The organism is Planotetraspora silvatica (assembly GCF_016863315.1).
Lineage (GTDB): Bacteria > Actinomycetota > Actinomycetes > Streptosporangiales > Streptosporangiaceae > Planotetraspora > Planotetraspora silvatica.
Window position 1 is genome coordinate 312,375 of sequence record NZ_BOOQ01000003.1, and the last position, 16,649, is coordinate 329,023.

Annotated in this window: 11 protein-coding genes; 9 read left to right on the forward strand and 2 right to left on the reverse strand. The window is 70.5% G+C overall.

All coding sequences use genetic code 11. The annotated features are described in order from the left end of the window. Both Psi02_RS04720 and Psi02_RS04725 read right to left on the reverse strand, forming a co-directional pair. Positions 1–1,245 (reverse strand): VWA domain-containing protein, encoded by a 1,245-nt coding sequence (locus Psi02_RS04720; RefSeq protein WP_203972176.1) that lies wholly within the window; start codon positions 1,243–1,245, stop codon positions 1–3. Between the two features lie 64 nt (positions 1,246–1,309). After that, positions 1,310–4,093: an AfsR/SARP family transcriptional regulator gene (locus Psi02_RS04725; RefSeq protein WP_203972177.1), complete on the reverse strand. Its 2,784-nt coding sequence runs from the start codon at positions 4,091–4,093 to the stop codon at positions 1,310–1,312. 94 nt (positions 4,094–4,187) lie between these two features. Between Psi02_RS04725 and Psi02_RS04730 the strand changes: the two genes are divergently transcribed. The 9 genes from Psi02_RS04730 (at position 4,188) to Psi02_RS04770 (ending at position 16,560) form a co-directional block, all read left to right on the forward strand. Beyond that, the gene (locus Psi02_RS04730; RefSeq protein ID WP_203972178.1) at positions 4,188–4,640 is read left to right on the forward strand and encodes a carboxymuconolactone decarboxylase family protein; all 453 of its coding nucleotides are present in this window, start codon (positions 4,188–4,190) and stop codon (positions 4,638–4,640) included. 67 nt (positions 4,641–4,707) lie between these two features. Further along, positions 4,708–4,998: a hypothetical protein gene (locus tag Psi02_RS04735; protein ID WP_203972179.1), complete on the forward strand. Its 291-nt coding sequence runs from the start codon at positions 4,708–4,710 to the stop codon at positions 4,996–4,998. A 761-nt stretch (positions 4,999–5,759) separates the two neighbouring features. After that, entirely contained in the window at positions 5,760–6,791 is a 1,032-nt protein-coding gene (gene pstC, locus Psi02_RS04740) for a phosphate ABC transporter permease subunit PstC (protein ID WP_203972180.1), read from the forward strand. A gap of 1 nt (position 6,792) precedes the next feature. After that, positions 6,793–8,076 carry a phosphate ABC transporter permease PstA gene (gene pstA / locus Psi02_RS04745; protein WP_203972181.1) on the forward strand — a complete coding sequence of 428 codons (1,284 nt, stop codon included), beginning with the start codon at positions 6,793–6,795 and terminating at the stop codon, positions 8,074–8,076. Beyond that, positions 8,076–9,737 (forward strand): phosphate ABC transporter substrate-binding protein PstS, encoded by a 1,662-nt coding sequence (locus tag Psi02_RS04750; RefSeq protein ID WP_203972182.1) that lies wholly within the window; start codon positions 8,076–8,078, stop codon positions 9,735–9,737. The genes pstA and Psi02_RS04750 overlap by 1 nt, the downstream gene beginning before the upstream one ends. Beyond that, entirely contained in the window at positions 9,734–12,436 is a 2,703-nt protein-coding gene (locus tag Psi02_RS04755; protein ID WP_203972183.1) for a hypothetical protein, read from the forward strand. Before Psi02_RS04750 ends, Psi02_RS04755 begins: the two co-directional genes overlap by 4 nt. A gap of 147 nt (positions 12,437–12,583) precedes the next feature. Beyond that, positions 12,584–14,578, forward strand: a complete 1,995-nt coding sequence (locus tag Psi02_RS04760; protein WP_203972184.1) for an Ig-like domain repeat protein — start codon at positions 12,584–12,586, stop codon at positions 14,576–14,578. Between the two features lie 90 nt (positions 14,579–14,668). Further along, the gene (locus Psi02_RS04765) at positions 14,669–15,592 is read left to right on the forward strand and encodes a sortase (RefSeq protein WP_203972185.1); all 924 of its coding nucleotides are present in this window, start codon (positions 14,669–14,671) and stop codon (positions 15,590–15,592) included. Positions 15,593–15,795: 203 nt separating this feature from the next. Then, the gene (locus Psi02_RS04770) at positions 15,796–16,560 is read left to right on the forward strand and encodes a phosphate ABC transporter ATP-binding protein (RefSeq protein ID WP_239094625.1); all 765 of its coding nucleotides are present in this window, start codon (positions 15,796–15,798) and stop codon (positions 16,558–16,560) included. The last annotated feature ends 89 nt before the right edge of the window (positions 16,561–16,649 follow it).

Here is a 16,649-nt window from a genome sequence, read left to right on the forward strand (position 1 = left end):
TCAGTTCGCCCTCCAGATCGAGACCCGCCAGCGTGCCAGCCAGCCGAAGAGCAGGCCACCCACCAGACCGGCGAGGGCCAGCAGGCCGAGCAGTCCCCAGCCGCGGCCCAGGTCCGGGCCGTTGGGGGCGGGGGATGAGTCGACGACGCCGACGGTCAACTCCAGCGGCATACCGGGCGTTGCGGCGCTGGTGGCGGTGGGCGAGGAGAAGGAGTTGCTGACCACCAGGCAGACGGTCTGGTCGGGAGCGTCCTGCTCGGCGGACCAGCGCAGGCCGGTGGAGAGCACATCGGTGCGGCCGCTGCCCGCGTCGGTGCCGCGAACCAGCTCCCGGCCGTCCTGGGAGACGGCCCGCAGCAGCACGCCGTAGTCGCGGTTGAGCGCGCGGTCCAGGGAGACGCTGACGGAGGCCCGCAACTCCTGGCCGTCGCGGACCGGGACCCGGTACCAGCGGTGCTCCTGGAACTGCTCCCGATCGGTGTAGGCGCCGGGGTTCAGCAGTGGGGCGCCGGTGCAGTTGTCGGTGCCGTCCACCTGAGCCGGGGTCTGGGTGTAGGTGGTCGCGGCGCGGTCCACCAGCTGGTTGATCCGGTTCGTCAGCTGGGTCTTGCTGGTGACGGCGGTGTAGGTGCCGCCGGTGGCGGAGGCGATGCAGGTGAGCTGCCTGCGCACCTTGTCGTTGAGGGTCAGGCCGAGGGTGTCCACCACCAGGTGGGTGCCCTGCGCGGCGAGCTCCCGGGCGACCTCGCACGGGTCGGGCGGGGCGCAGGTGTCCTCGCCATCGGTGATCAGGACGATTCTGCGGGTGGTCTCGCCGGTTCCCAGGTCCCGAGCGGCGGCGCGCAGCGCCAGGCCCACCGGGGTGAAGCCGGTGGGGCGCAGGGTGGCCACGGCGGTCTTGGCCTCCAGCTTGTCGATCGGGCCGATCGGCACCAGCTGCTGGGTGTCCTTGCAGCCCACGGCCTTGACGTTGCCGGGGTAGGTGGCGCCGAGGACGCGGATGCCGACCTGGGCCTCGGCGGGCAGCGCGTCCAGCACGTCGTTGAAGGACTGCTGGAGCACCGAGATCCGGCTGTGGCCCTCGATGTCGCGCGCCCGCATCGAGCCGCTGATGTCGAGGACCAGCTCGACCTTGGGCGGTTCCGTCGGGGTGGTCTCGTCGGCGTGCGCGGGGGGCACACCAAGTAAGGAGAGGGCGGCCAGCGTCCCGAGCAGGGCTGCGGCCGGACGTCGTCTGAAGATCACTAGGCGATCCTAGTGATCTTCAGAGTATGGACGGATCACCGTCCTTGCCCGGCCTCGGATGGTCCTACCTCGCGGACTCTCCGGCATGCTCCAGGAAGGTGCGGACCTCCTCGGCCTCCGGAACACCGAGTTCCCCGTAAAGGCCGAGGGCCAGCCGTCCATCCTCACGGGCCTGCTCCGAGTGCCCGAGTGCGAGGTGGGCGCGCGCCAGCCCGTCGTGAGCACGCGCCTGCTCCGGCCGGTTGCGCGTCAGGTCGGCGAGTGCGAGCGCGGCCGTGTGCTCTTCGATCGCCCGGGCCGGGTCGTCCGCCGCCTCGGCCAGCCCGTTGAGTGCGGCCGCCTCGTCGGTGATGTTGCCGAGCTTGCGGTATACGGCCGCGGCCTGCTCGTGGCGGGCGCGTGCCTGAGCGATCTCGCCTTGGTGCCGGAGGACGACGCCGAGGTGGTTGAGGATCGCCGCCTCCCCGGCCGGGTTTCCGACCTTGCGGTGGAGCGCCAGCGCCAGGTCGAGATGGCGCCGGGCCTCCTCTGGACGGTCGGCCCGGTCGAGGACGAGGGCGAGGATGCCGAGCACGTGAGCCTCTCCCCAGGTGTCGGCGCCGATCCGGGTGAGGTCGAGTGCCTGCTTGAGGTACTGCTCCGCCTGCGCGTCCTGCCGCCGGCGAAGGGCCACGTTGCCCAGCGTGAGCAGCGCCCGGGCCCGTTCGTCGGCTTGCTTGCACGCCTCCAGGGCCTGGTGGGCGTGCTCCTCGGCCTGCCCGTACTCACCGAGCCGCCAGTAGGTCCACGCGAGGTCGGCGAGCGCTCGCTCCTCGAACTCGCGGTGGAGGTGGCCGAGCTTGCGGCTGCGCTGGAGCGCCAGGGTGTGGAGCGTGAGCGCGTCGTCGTGGTGTGCCTGCCGGTCGAGATAGGGGCGCATCGTCAGGGCCAGTATGCCCAGGCAGATCTCGGGTCCCTGGACGGCGGTCGCGATGATGTTGGAGCGTTCGGCGTCGAGCCAGGCGAGCGCATGTTCGGCGTCGCGGATGGGCGCGATCGGGGCGGCCGGCAGGGGGGTGCCTTCGCGCTGACTGAGGCTGTCGGGGAAGAGCCGGTCCACCGCGGCGCGGGAGCGGTGCAGGTAGTAGGTGAGCAGCCGCAGGACGGCGTCATCGTCCTCGGCGAGCGAGCGCGCGTGCTCGCGGAGCAGGTCGTGGAAGGTGTAGCGGCCGGGTTCGAGCTGCAGGAGCATGTGGGCGTCGAGGAGGCCTTCGAGGAGCTCCTCCGCCTCGTCCTGCGCGATCCCGGCCAGCGCGGCCGCGCCGTACGGGTCGATGTCGCGCCCGGGCACCAGCCCGAGCAGGCGGAACATGCGCCGCTCGGCCTCATCCAGGTGCTCGTAGGAGAGGGCGAAGGCCGCCGAAACCCCGTCCAGGAGCCGGCGATGGTCTCGCAGCCGGCCCGCCAGGTAGGACACGGTCCAGCGCGGGCGGTGCTGGAGGCGGGCAGCCGAGATCCGGATGGCGAGCGGGAGGTGCCCGCACAGCTGCAGCACCTCGCGCACGGCGTCCGGCTCGTGGTGAGCGCGTTCGCCCACGATCCGCTCGAACAGCTCGGCGGCGTCCTCCTCGCCCAGCACGTCGACCGACAGCGCGTGGGCGCCGTCCAGGTCGACGAGCCGCCGTCTGCTGGTGATCAGGACGAGGGTGTCGGAGTGCCCCGGCAGCAGGGGGCGGACGTGCTCGGCGTCGAAGGCGTTGTCCAGTACGGCGAGCACGCGCCGATCGGCCAGCGCGGCGCGCCAGAGGGCGCTCCGCTCGACGAGTGTGACCGGGATGCGGTCGGCGGGCACCCCGAGCTGGCGGAGGAGGGCCTCCAGCGCGGCGGCGGCGTCGATCGGCTCCCTGCCTGCGGCGTGGGCCTGCAGGTCGATGAAGAGCTGGCCGTCCGGATGGCGGGCGGCCAACCGGTGGGCCACGTGGACGGCGAGCGTGGTCTTGCCGATCCCGGCCATGCCGTCGATCGTGACGACCGCCGACCCGTGGTGCTCGCCCACGAGCCGCTCCAGCTCGGCGGTCCGTCCGGAGAAATCGGGAATGTCGTAGGGCAGGAAGGTGGAGCGACGCGGCGGGCCCGAACTCACTGGTGCCGCGTCGGCCAGGCGCAAGGCCGGATCGTCGGCCAGGACCGCCCGCTCCAACTCCGTGAAGGCGTGCCCGGGGTCGAGGCCCTGCTCGTCTGCGAGAGCCGTACGGTAAGAACGCGCCGCGGCCAGGGCGTCGGCCTGCCGCCCCGCCCGGTGCAGGGCCAGGACGAGGTGGCCGTTGAGCTTCTCGCGGAGCGGGTCGGCGGTCACCTGGGCGGCGAGCTCGTCGAGCAGATCGTTGTGCCGCCCGGCGGCGAGCTCGCCCTCCACCAGGCGTTCGTACGCCGACAGCCGCCGGTCGTTCCAGAGCTCCCGGACGCCGGTGACGTAATGCGCGTGCACGTCCTCCAGCGCCTCGCCGCTCCACAGATCCAGGGCTTTGCGCAGCTCACCGGCGGCTACCAGCTCGGTGAACTCCTGCGCGTCGACCTGCCCGGGCTCCGGCTGCGCGACGTAGCCGCCGGCGCGCGTCTCGAGGAGCCGTACGGCTCCCGCACCACGCAGCACCTTGCGGATCGCGGTGATCGAGGCATGGATCTGCGATCGGGCGGTGTCAGGCCGGTCGTGGCCCCACGTCGCGTCGATCAGCCGCTCGATGCTGATCACCCGGCCGGCATTGAGCAGGAGGTAGGCCAGAACGGCCCGGTGACGTGGGGCGATGCCCGTCAGCGGCTCGCCGTCGACGATCATCTGGATGGGGCCGAGCAGGGTGAAGCGCAGCATCGTCCCTCCATCGCCACGCATCGTGCGCGCATAGCGAATGTATCAATCCGGGCAGTCAATCTGATCTCACACGAACCGAGACGAAGGAAACGCAATGGAAGCCCGGATGAAGAACCCCGCCACGATCATCCCCGCCGCGATGCGGCCGATCCAGGAGCTGATCAAGGCCGCTCAGTCGCAGGGCCTCCCCCAGGAGCTCATGGAGATGATCCATCTGCGGGCCAGCCAGATCAACGGCTGCAGCTTCTGCGTCGACGCCGGCCTGAAGAACCTGCGCAAGCTCGGCGAGAGTGACGAGCGCATCGGCCTGGTCGCCGCCTGGCGCGAAGCTCCGTACTACACCGACGCCGAGCGGGCGGCGCTGGAGCTGGCCGAGGCCTCGACCCGGCTGGCCGACCACGCCGACGCCGTCTCCGACGAGGTCTGGAACAACGCCGCCGACCACTTCGACGAGCAGCAGCTGGCCTCGATCCTGCTGATGACCGCCGTCACCAACCTCTTCAACCGCCTGAACGCCCCGATCCGGCAGATCGCCGGCAGCTGGTAATCCCCGCCGCCGACCCCGACCCCGACCCCGTTCACGCGCACGCCCACGCGCAGAAGGAGAAACCGACATGTCCGCAGTCCGCTCGCACCGCTACTCCGTCGCCGACGCCGACCGGGAGGAGTTCGTGGCCCGCCGGAGCTCGCTGATCGCGACCGTCCGGGAGGGACATCCCGGGCTCACCCACGTCGTGCTCGTCCAGCTCGAGGACGGCACCTACACCGACACCTGGCACTGGGAGACCGCCGAGCAGCTGGGCGCCGCCCTCGCCGCCCTCCCCACCTTCCCGGAGGCGCCGCTGGCCATGGCCCTCACCAAGGACGCCACCGCTCTGAACGGCCAGGTCGTCGACGAGCGCTGATATCGGGTGATCACGGGCCCGGCTGACAACTGACCCGGTCGAGATGTTCCAGAAGATGCGGGCGGAGGCCCGTAAACGCGGGTGACACGCGGGACCCGAGGTCGCTCCCGACCCTGCGAGCCCCCGGCCGCGGGGCCGTGTGCGGTCAGAGGTGCTGGATGGCGGTGCTGACCAGGTAGAGGGCGATGAAGACGATCGCCGGGCGGCGGCCTCGGGAGGCGGCGAGCCCGGCGCAGCTTCCGCTCACCAGCATCACCAGCGCGACGACGCTGAGCGGGAGGGCACGGCCGTGAACTGCTGGGCAAATGCGCGGCCGCGGCCCGCGCCCTCGACGAGGAGCTCACGGCCGCCCTCGCTCCTGATCAGGTCGCCGCGCTCCAGCAGGCGCTCGGGATCCTCACCGCGCAGGCCGGCCTCCCCTAGCGCACCAGTGACATTTTCAGATCATGGTTGGGATCTGCGCTGGTAGCGGGATCGGCGAGCTCGGGTTCGGTGGCGGCGGCGCCACTGCGACCAGTGCAGAACTCGTCTGATGGATCGGCGCGGAGTCGGCAGGATCGTGGCGTGTGAGGCTTGACGCGCACTAACCACACAAATGGACAATATTAGTCATTTTGTATACCGATCAACCACTATCTCCTGAATGTCCGATGTTCATCATCCGGTCACCTCATCATGCGCACCAAGACATTGACCGACTGTTCAATCACCCTCGGCGCGGCGCGAATCGCTCGCGTATCGGACGTGGGGAGAGAGCGCGCATGACTTCCGCAGACGCGGTGCCCGGCAGGCCCTGGGGAGGGGGCCGGCAGCCGGACGACGTTCCACGCCGGCTCAACGCCGCTCGTGGGCTGGGTGACCGCATCTTCCGGTACCAGTTGACGGCGGCCGGGGTCGCCGTACTGGCGATCATGGCGGCGGTAGGGGTGTTCCTGCTGCTCAGAGCCACTCAGGCGCTGAAGGCGACCGGTTTCTCCTTCCTCACCACCGCGGCGTGGCAGCCTGATGTGCACGACTTCGGCATCGCCGCCGTCCTCACCGGGACGCTGCTGATCGCCATGGTCGCCGTCCTCGTCTCGCTGCCGCTCGCTCTCGGCACTGCGCTGTTCATCTCGGAGGTCGCGCCGCGAAGGCTGCGCCGGACTCTGATCTCGATGGTGGACCTGATGGCCGCGGTGCCCTCCGTGGTGTACGGGCTGTGGGGGCTGTTCTTCCTCCAGCAGCATGTGATCACCCTGTCGCGCTGGCTGTCCGACTGGTTCGGCTGGATCCCGTTGCTGAAGGTGGACGGCACGGAGCCCGGCCAGCCGCTGGCCTCCGCCAGCGTGTACACCGCCTCCGCCTTCGTCGCCGGGATCGTGGTCGCGCTGATGGTCACGCCGATCCAGTGCTCGGTGATGCGGGAGGTCTTCTCACAGGCCCCGGCGGGCGAGCGGGAAGGCGCGTACGCGCTCGGCGCGACTCGCTGGGGCATGATCCGCTCGGTGACGCTCCCGTACGGCCGCGGCGGAATCATCGGTGGCACGATGCTGGGCCTCGGCCGGGCGCTCGGCGAGACCATCGCGGTCTACCTGATCATCTCTCCGGTCTTCGTCATCCAGCCGCACATCCTGCAGACCGGCACCAACTCGGTGTCCTCGCTGATCGCACTGCACTACGGCGACGCCTCCGAATTCGGCATGTCGGCACTGATGGCGGCGGGCCTGGCGCTGTTCGTACTCACGCTGGCGGTCAACTTCACGGCTTCAACGATCGTGGCGCGCTCCCGGTCCGGCGCGCAGAGCGAGGCGTGACATGACCGCCATCCAGGAAGCGCCCGAAGCCGTCACGACCGAGCCCACGACGGTGCCCGCCACCGTCCTCCCGTCCCGCGAGCCCGCCCCGGAGACCCCCGAGCAGCCGCGGCGGGTCGGCGGCAACACCCGATCCGACGTGCTGGCGCTGTGGGGCGCCGGGGCGTCCGGGTTGAGCGTCGCTCTGCTGTTGTTCGGCAGAATCGCCCCGCTCTCCGGGGCCCTCGGCTTCGTGGTCACCGCGTACCTCGTCTTCCTCGTGATCTACGCCGTACTGGTCGGTCTGGAGCACGACGGCCCGGCGGTCCGCGACCGGGTGATGACGGTGGTTCTGTGGTCGGCGGCGGCGCTGCTGTTCACCGCTCTCGTCCTGGTCATCGGCTTCACCGTGTGGCGCGGCCGCGAGGCGCTGCCGCATCCCAACTTCTTCACCCAGGACATGCAGAACGCCGGCCCGCTGGACCCGCTGACGCTCGGCGGCATCGACCACGCGATCCTGGGCACCCTGATCATGATCGCGATCGCGCTGGTGATCACCGTTCCGCTCGGTGTGGCCTGCGCGGTGTACCTCAACCAGATACGCGGCCGCTTCTCCCGCTTCGTACGCACGATCGTGGAGGCGATGACGGCGCTGCCGTCGATCGTGGCCGGCTTGATGATCTACGCCACCTGGATCCTCATCCTGGGCCAGCAGAAGTCCGGCCTCGCGGCCGGCTTCGCGATCACTGTGATGATGTTGCCGATCGTGATCCGCGCCGCCGATGTGGTGCTGCGACTGGTACCCGGAAACCTCACCGAGGCGGCTGAGGCGCTCGGCGCCTCACGCTGGCGCACCGTCTGGCATGTGGTGCTGCCCACCGCCCGCTCCGGACTGGCCACCGCCGTCATCCTGGGCACCGCGCGGGGTATCGGAGAGACCTCTCCGGTGCTGCTCACCGCGGGATACAACACGGGGCTGAACGCCGACCCGTTGCACGGACCGATGGTGTCGCTGCCGCTGGCGGTCTTCACCTTCGTCAAGTCTCCTGAACCCGCCATGATCGCCCGCGCTTTCGGCACGGCGGTGGTTCTCATGGCACTGGTCCTGGTGCTCTTCACGATCGCCCGCGTGATCGGCGGCCGCGGACCGGGTCAGCAGACCAAGCGCAAGGCGCGCCGCGCCGCGCGCGCCTCCCAGCGCGACGCACAACGGTTCGCGAAACTCCGCAGCCCCGCCCTGTCCCTGCCGTTCCGCGAGGCGTCCGCGAGCGCGGGCACCGATCCTCGTACCGGAGAGAACCTCTGATGCCCCGCCACCCCCGCGCCGCCGCCCGCACCGTCGGCCTGCTCACCGCGTTGCTGTCCGTCCTCGCCTCGGTGCTGCTCGGGTCCGCCGGGACGGCCGCCGCCGCGGCCGGCTACACGCCGGTCGCCGGCGCCGGCTCCACCTGGGCCCAGAATGCCGTGGACCAGTGGCGCAAGGACGTCAACCAGTACGGCATGCGGATCAGCTACGCCGGCACCGGATCCTCCGACGGCCGCCGTCAGTTCCTCAGCGGGACCACGGACTTCGCGGTCTCCGACATCCCGTTCCAGACTCACCCCACCGACGGCTCCGCCCCCGAGAACCCGGCGTCCGGCAGTTACGCCTACATGCCCATCGTGGCCGGCGGCACGGCGTTCATGTACCACCTCACCATCGGCGGCAAGCGGGTCACCAGCCTGCGGCTGTCCGGGGACGTGCTCACGAAGATCTTCACCAGGGCCGTCACCTACTGGGACGACGCCGCCATCGCCGCGGACAACCCAAGCTTGAAGCTTCCGCACCGCACCATCGTGCCGGTGGTCCGCTCGGACGGCTCGGGCTCCACCGCCCAGTTCACCCTGTGGATGGCCAGCCAGCAGAAGGCGCTGTGGCAGGCGTACTGCAAGCGGGTGGGCCGCGCCGGCGCCTGCGGTGAGACGTCCTACTTCCCGACCGTCCCCGGCATGATCGCCCAGTCCGGCGACCTCGGGGTGGCCGGCTACGTCGCTCAGGGCTACGGCGAGGGCGCGATCGGATACGTCAACTACTCCTACGCGCTCAACGCGCACTTCCCGGTCGCCAAGGTGCTCAACCACGCGGGGTACTACACCCTGCCGACCCCCTCGAACGTCGCCGTCTCGCTACTCAAGGCGAAGATCAACCCCAACAAGAACTCCGCCGACTACCTCACCCAGGACCTGTCGAAGGTCTACACGGACGACGACCGGCGCAACTACACGCTGTCCAGCTACTCGTACATGATTCTTCCGCTGAAGGTGCAGGGGATCTTCACCACTGCCAAGGGCAAGACCCTCGGCGCCTTCGCGTACTACTTCATGTGCCAGGGGCAGCAGAAGGCGCCCGATCTCGGCTACTCACCGCTGCCGATCAACCTGGTCCAAGCCGGTTTCGACCAGATCCGCCGGATCCCGGGAGTGGCTGCCCAGAACATCAACATCAAGGGCTGCAACAACCCCACGTTCAGCTCCGACGGCAGCAACAAGCTCGCGAAGACCGCCCCCTTCCCCAGCGCCTGCGACAAGAAGGGCGCCGATTCCTGCACCACCGGCGGTGGCGCGAGCGGCTCCGGCGGCGGGGGGACGTCTGGTTCGCCGGGCGGCTCCGGCGGGACGACCGGCGGCACGCCCGGCACCGACGACAAGCCCGGCACCGGGGGGACGACGCCCGGCGGCGCGGCCGGCGCGGTCGACCCCGTCACCGGTCAGAATCCGACGACGTCGGGCGGCGCCACCGGCGCCCCTGCCGGAACGGCCACGGACGGAACGGTCGTTCTGGCGGACCCCGTCACCGTCGCCGCCGAGACCGGCTGGAGCGGCACCCAGACCCTGATGTTGCTCGCCGTGCTGGCCGTGCTCGGACTGGTCCTGTTACCAGCCGTCGTCGCCCGGATGCTCGGCTCCCAGAAGAACCCGTCGGCGTGAGTAGGCGAATCATGGGCACCCTCAATCCCGGAAACAGCTGGTTCGCCCGGCTGCGCGGCCTCACGCTGCGCCTCGCCGCCGGAGCCGCGATAGGCGGCCTGTTCGGCGCCGCCGCCGCCCAGGCGGCTCAACCCGCCGCGGCCGCGGTCAGTCCGTCCACCGGCTCGGCGGTCACCGTGTCCGGCCGGGGCGAGTTCGCCGGCATGAAGTTCACCGTCAGCCAGACGAAGAACCTCACCAACCAGGCCGTCCAGGTCTCCTGGACCGGTGGCACTCCCACCACGTTCGCCGGCAGCTACTTCAACACCGACTTCGTCCAGATCATGCAGTGCTGGGGCGACGACGACGGAACGGTCCCGGGCAACCCCGGCCCGTCGCGCACCCAGTGCGAGTACGGCGCCTCGCCGACCACCAACCGGACCTCCTGGCCCGGCAACGCCCGCGACGACACCCGGGTCGTCACCTACAGTGCCGATCCCACCAACTACGGCATGGACGACACGTACGGGTACAGTCCCGTCCCCGGCCAACTGGGCGAGGTTCCGTTCAAGTCCGTGGACGGGACCCTGATCACCGGCGGCACCCAGAACAACGCGCTGTACAACTACAACACCACCAACGAGATCGACTTCGGCCGGACGGGTGCGGACGGGACGGGCAGCGAGTTCTTCGAGGTGCAGACCTCGAACGAGGCGCCGCACCTCGGCTGCGGCGCGCCCGTCACCAAGGCCGGCGTCACCGCCCCGCGCGCCTGCTGGCTGGTCATCGTCCCGCAGGGTCACCTTGACGTGGACGGCCAGCCGTACGCCGACCACACCCAGGTCAACGCCGGCTCCCCGGTCTCCTCCACCAACTGGAAGAACCGCATCGCGGTCAAGCTCGGCTTCAATCCGATCGGCATCAACTGTGCCCTCGGCTCCGCCGAACGCGTCACGGCCGGCAGTGAACTCATGTCCGACGCCATGTCCAGCTGGCAGGCGGCGCTCTGTGCGACCGGCACCGTCTACGGCTACACGCAGCTCGGCGAGCCCGACGCCCGTGCCCGGCTCATCGGGGACGGCAAGAGCGGACTGACCTTCACCACCCGCGCACTGGGGTCGGATGAGGGCACCACCGCCCCGAGCGACAAGACCACCTACGCGCCGGTCGCGGTCTCAGGCGTCGTCATCGGATTCAACATCGAACGCAACGTGAGGTCGTCGGCGCCGGACTCGGTCAAGAGCCTGTCCGGCACCAAGGTCGAGTCGATCAACCTCACCCCGAGACTGGTCGCCAAACTGCTCACCGAGTCGTATCGCAACTCGCCGTGGGGGGCGGTGGTGACGAAGTTCTCCGGCGGCGTCGGAAAGCCCACCGCCGCCAAGGGCTACGAATGGGCGCTCGACAACCCGGCCGGCCTGATCACCGACCCTGAATTCCTCAAGCACAACCCGGAGTTCGCCGATCTCGCCGTCGCCGAGAACCCCAGCACCGACACCGACCTGATCGCCGCCATCGGGCACTCCGACAGCGCCCGGCAGCTGTGGGAATGGATCAAGTCGGACAAGGACGCCCGGAAGTTCCTGGCGGGCGCCCCGGACGAGTGGGGAATGCAGGTCAACCCGTACTACAGCACCAACGCGGACATCAACCCGATCGGCACCGCCTTCGATCCGCTCCGCGACGACTACCCCAAGAGCGACCCCTGGTGCACCATTCCGTCAGCCAGCGGGGCCACCGAACCGCAGTGCATGACCGACTTCCATCCGTATGTGGACGACATGCAATCGGGGGCCCTTTCCACCCGCCGGGCCGACACCCTGTGGAAGTCCAGCTGGGACGCCCTCGCCAGCCCGCCCGCCTGGAAGTCCACCGGCCCGCAACTCGTCGGCCAGCGGTTCATGCTGACCATCACCGATGTGGCCTCCGCCGCACGGTACGGCCTGCAGACCGCGAAACTGCGCAACGCCTCCGGCGCGTTCGTCGCACCCACCGCGACGACCCTGACCGCCGCGGTGGCCACCGCGAGCAGCACCAGCAGTGGCGTTCGCACGGTCAGCCCGGACACCACGAAGGCCAAGAACGCCTACCCGCTCACCGAGGTGGTGTACGCCGCCGCACGGCCCGCCAAGCTCGCGGCCGCCGCCCGCAAGGACTACGCCAAGCTCCTCCGGTACGCCGTCGGCGCCGGACAGGTCACCGGGCCCAACCCCGGTGAACTGCCGCCCGGCTATGCCCCGCTGTCCAAAACGCTGCGAGCCCAGGCCGGCAGCGCCGCCGCCGCACTGGCCGACTGGAAGCCGCCGGCTTCGCCCCCCTCCCACTCCGGCACCGGCAGCGACTCCGGGGGCACCGGTACCACGCCCCCGAGCGCCACCCCCGCGGCGAGCCCCACCCCGAGCGCCAGTCCCACCCCGAGCAACAGCGCCACCTTCGACGGCGGGACGGCGATCCTGACGACCGCGGCCGGCACCACTCCCGCGGACCCGCCCAGCGCCCTGCGCTACGCCGTGCCCGCAGGGGCCGGACTTGGACTGCTGGCCGCCCTCGGCGCGCCGTTCGCGGGTGGTGCCAGGCTCCGGCTGAGACCGGTGCCGCTGCGACTGAACCTGCCGGGCGGCCGGACGGTCCCCGTCCTGCCCCGGCTCACTCTGCCGGCCGCCCTCCGGCGGCTGCGCCTGCCGGCCCGCGGCGGGAAGGACCACACGCCGCGCGGCTGAGCACCCACAGACCCGCCCGCCCCGAAAGGCAGTCGGGGCGGACGGTACGCACCACCCTGCCAGACGGCGGACGCCCCCGGGCGCCCGCACGCAAGACCCGCATCACGGTTCCACGACCCGCTTCACCCCTTTGAGCAGGAGACCCTCATGCGCAGCAAGCGCACCATGACCGCAGCAGCCGCGACCCTCGCGGCGGCCGTCGCGGTCAGCGGACTGACTCTCACCGGCCCGGCCTACGCCGACCCGGCGACGGGCACCTTCGCCGCGTTGGTCGGCGTAGGCTCCGACACCACCCAGGACGTGATGAACGCCCTCGCGAAGTCGCTGTCCCCGACAGGGACCGGCATCGCCTCGTACGACGCGATCGCGCCCGGCACCACCGGCTCCACCACCTCCGTCATCCAGACCCGCAAGGGCGGCCCGTTCTTCACCCGCCCCAACGGTTCCGGCAAGGGCCGTGCGGCGCTGAGCGCCTCCCTCACCGGCCTCACCACGTTCCCCGACGGCAACGGTGTCAAGATCCCCGGCCAGGTGGACTTCGCCCGGTCCTCCGGTGCTCCGTCGGTCACGGGTGGCACCCTCACCTACATTCCGTACGCCCGTGACGCGGTCGGTCTGGCGGTGAAGGGCGCGGCACTGAAGCAGCTGACCGCCCAGCAGCTGCACGAGATCTACTCCGGCGCTCTGACGGTGGTCAACGGCCTGACGGTGCACCCGTACCTGCCGCAGGCGGGCTCGGGCACCCGTTCGTTCTTCCTGAACGCGATCGGCCTCACCGAGACCACCATCAAGTCGGGCATCGACACGGTCCAGGAGAACCAGGCCAACGACCTTCTCACCGGCGACGTCATCGCTGACGGCGCCCTGGTGCCGTTCTCGGTCGCCAGCTGGATCGCCCAGAACAACGGCGTCTCGCCCGACCACAGCAAGAAGGCGGTCGCGGCCGGCGCCTACCTGGCCAGCATCAAGACGTCGGACGCCGCCACGACCTACCTCGCCCCGGTCAGCACCGTGAGCGGCAAGGTCGCCGGCAACACGAGCTACTACAACGACGCCACCTTCGGCCGCGACGTCTTCAACGTCGTCCCGACCCGGGCCATCGACACCACCAGCATCTTCTACAAGCAGTCGCTGTACGACATCTTCGTCACCAACGGCACCCACAAGGCGGCGCTGGCCTCCACCGCCAACCAGAAGATCATCGCTGACTACGGCTTCCTGAACGAGCCGTACAACGGCTCGATCAACGCGAGCAACCACGCCAAGCTCGGTGGCCTGGAGGACGGCTCCACCAACGCGGTGCCCGGCGCCCCCACGCTCACCACCGTCACCGGCGCAGGCAGCGCCAAGCTGACCTGGGCCGCCCCGAAGGTCAACCCCGGACTTCCGGTCACCGACTACCGCGTGGTGCTGACCGGTCCCACCGGCGCCGTGGTGGCCAACAAGGACTTCTCGGCCACGACCAGGTCCTACACCTTCACCGGCCTCGCCGCCGGCAAGTACAGCGCCCGCGTGTACGCCGACAACCTCGGTGGCGTCAGCGCCCCCGTCAGCTGGACCGGCACCGTCCCCGCCGTTCCGAAGGTCGCCAGCAAGGTGACCGCCACCGCGCCCACGAGCTACTACGGTCAGGCCGGCCACGTCAGCGTGACGGTGACCGGTGCCAACTCGATCGTCCCCACCGGCAAGGTGACCCTCAAGGAGGGCACGAGCACCCTCGGCAGCGCCACCCTCGTCAAGGGCAAGGCGACGGTCGCGCTCTCGAAGACCCTCAAGGTCGGCGCCCACACCTTCACCGTCTCCTACGCCGGTGACAGCAAGCTCAACTCCTCCAGCGCCACGGTCAAGAAGACCGTGTCCAAGGCCCTCGCCACCGTGACGGCCAAGGCGCCGTCCAGGACGAAGACCAACGTCCACGTCAAGGTCACCGTCACCGTCACCGCCACCGGCACGGTGCCCAGCGGCACGGTGCGGATCTACGAGGGCAAGAAGATCATCGCCACCGGCACGCTGAAGAGCGGCAAGGTCGTCGTCAGCCTGCCCTTCCTCAAGAAGGGCAAGCACGTGCTGCACGCGTACTACCTGGGTTCCTCGAACGTGAACGTCAAGACCGGCGGCAACTTCACCATCACCGGTTTCTGACGCGTCACCGTCTGACGCATCACCGCCGGGGAGGCCGCCAGGCCTCCCCGGCACCATCCCCGAGCACCGCCGCTAAGGAGGCCGGCCGCCGTGACGGTCGCCGAAGACACCCTGCCCCGCACACCGGCCCCGGCCGCCGCGTCGCCGCACACGCTGGTGCTGCGGATGCCCGCCGGTCGCCACATCGCGCGCGGCGCGCTGCTCACCCTCGCCGCGCTGCTGCTCGGCCTGACGATCCAACTTCTGCTGCTCAGCGGTCTGCAGCAGCGCGCCGCGCAGCAAGCGGCGTTCGACGCGTTCCGCGGCTCCCTCGCCGAGGGCGTCGCACCCGTCGCCCAGACCGACCAGCAGGGCAGGCTGCTCGCCCTCGGGACTCCCGTGGCGCTGCTCGACATCCCCGCCCTCCAGGTTCGCCAGGTGGTGTTGGAAGGGACCGGCTCCGCCGTACTCGCCGACGGCCCCGGCCACCGCCGCGACACCCCGCTGCCCGGACAGGCCGGCACCAGCGTGCTGATGGGCCGAGCCGCCGCGTACGGCGGTCCGTTCGGCGACCTCGGCAAGCTGACCGCGGGCGACACCTTCACCGTCACCACCGGGCAGGGCAAGGCCCAGTTCCGTGTCCTGGACGTGCGCCGCGCGGGGGATCCGGCCCCGGGCCCGCCGGCAGCGGGCAAGAGCCGCCTGGTCCTGGTCACCGCGACAGGCGCGCCCTACGTCCCTGAGGGAATCCTGCGGGTCGACGCGGACCTGGTGTCGGCCACCGCCGAGACCCCGAGCCCCACCATCAAGTCCGGCTCGCTTCCCGACGCCGAACAGCCGATGGAGGGCGACGCCGGCAACCTGTGGCAGCTGGTCATGTGGCTCCAGGCGCTCGCGGCCGCCTCGATCGCCGCCGTGTGGGCCTGGAAGCGCTGGGGCCGTCAACAGACCTGGATCGTCTTCGCGCCGATGGTCGCCCTCCTCGGCCTCGAGGTCGCCGGCCATGTCATCCGATTGCTGCCCAACCTGCTGTGACCACCTTCTCCGTACCGCATCGAGGTGCCCGCGTGACCGACATCGCCGCTCCAGCCGTGACCGACATCGGCGTCCCCACCGTGACCGACATCGGCGTGCCCACCGTGAGCGACATCGGAGTCCCCGCCGCCGCAGAGCCGCTCAAGGACACCGTCAAGCAGCCCGCCGTCGCCGCCCGGCCGGGCGCCCTCCCGCCGGCCGGCCTGGACGCCCGCGCCGTCTCCGCGTGGTTCGGGAGCCACAAGGTGCTCGACCGGGTCACGCTGGCCATGCCGGCCGGGGAGGTCACCGCGCTGATCGGTCCCTCCGGTTGCGGAAAGTCGACCTTCCTGCGCACTCTCAACCGCATGCACGAACTCATTCCCGCGGCCACGCTGGCGGGTGAGGTCCTGCTCGACGGCGAGGACATCTACGGCACGGGCCGCCGCCTCACCGACGCCCGCCGGCAGATCGGCATGGTCTTCCAGAAGCCCAACCCGTTCCCGACGATGAGCATCTATGACAACGTCGTCGCCGGGCTGCAGTTCACCGGCGTGCGCGTCTCCCGCCGTACCAAGGACGACCTGGTCGAGGAGTGCCTGAACCGCGCCGGGCTCTGGAAAGAGGTCCGCGACCGGCTCCGCCAACCCGGCGGCGCGCTCTCCGGCGGCCAGCAGCAGCGCCTGTGCATCGCCCGCGCTCTCGCCGTGCGCCCGCGCGTCCTGCTGATGGACGAGCCCTGCTCCGCCCTCGACCCCACCTCCACCCGCCGGGTGGAGGAGACCATCCTGGAGTTGGCGAGCGAGGTCACGGTCGTGATCGTCACGCACAACATGCAGCAGGCGGCCCGGGTTTCCCAGCAGTGCGCCTTCTTCCTGGCGGAGCAGGGCACTCCGGGCGGCATCGTCGAGCATGGTCCCACCCCGGCCCTCTTCGGCAGTCCGCAGGACGAGCGCACCGCCGACTACGTGGCGGGCAGGTTCGGCTGACGCGCGTGGCGGCGCCGTCGCCGCCGGGCGTAGATCGAGCGACTAGAAGAGCCCAAGTGGGCCCAAAGTTTGAATCAGTGGTCCGTGCT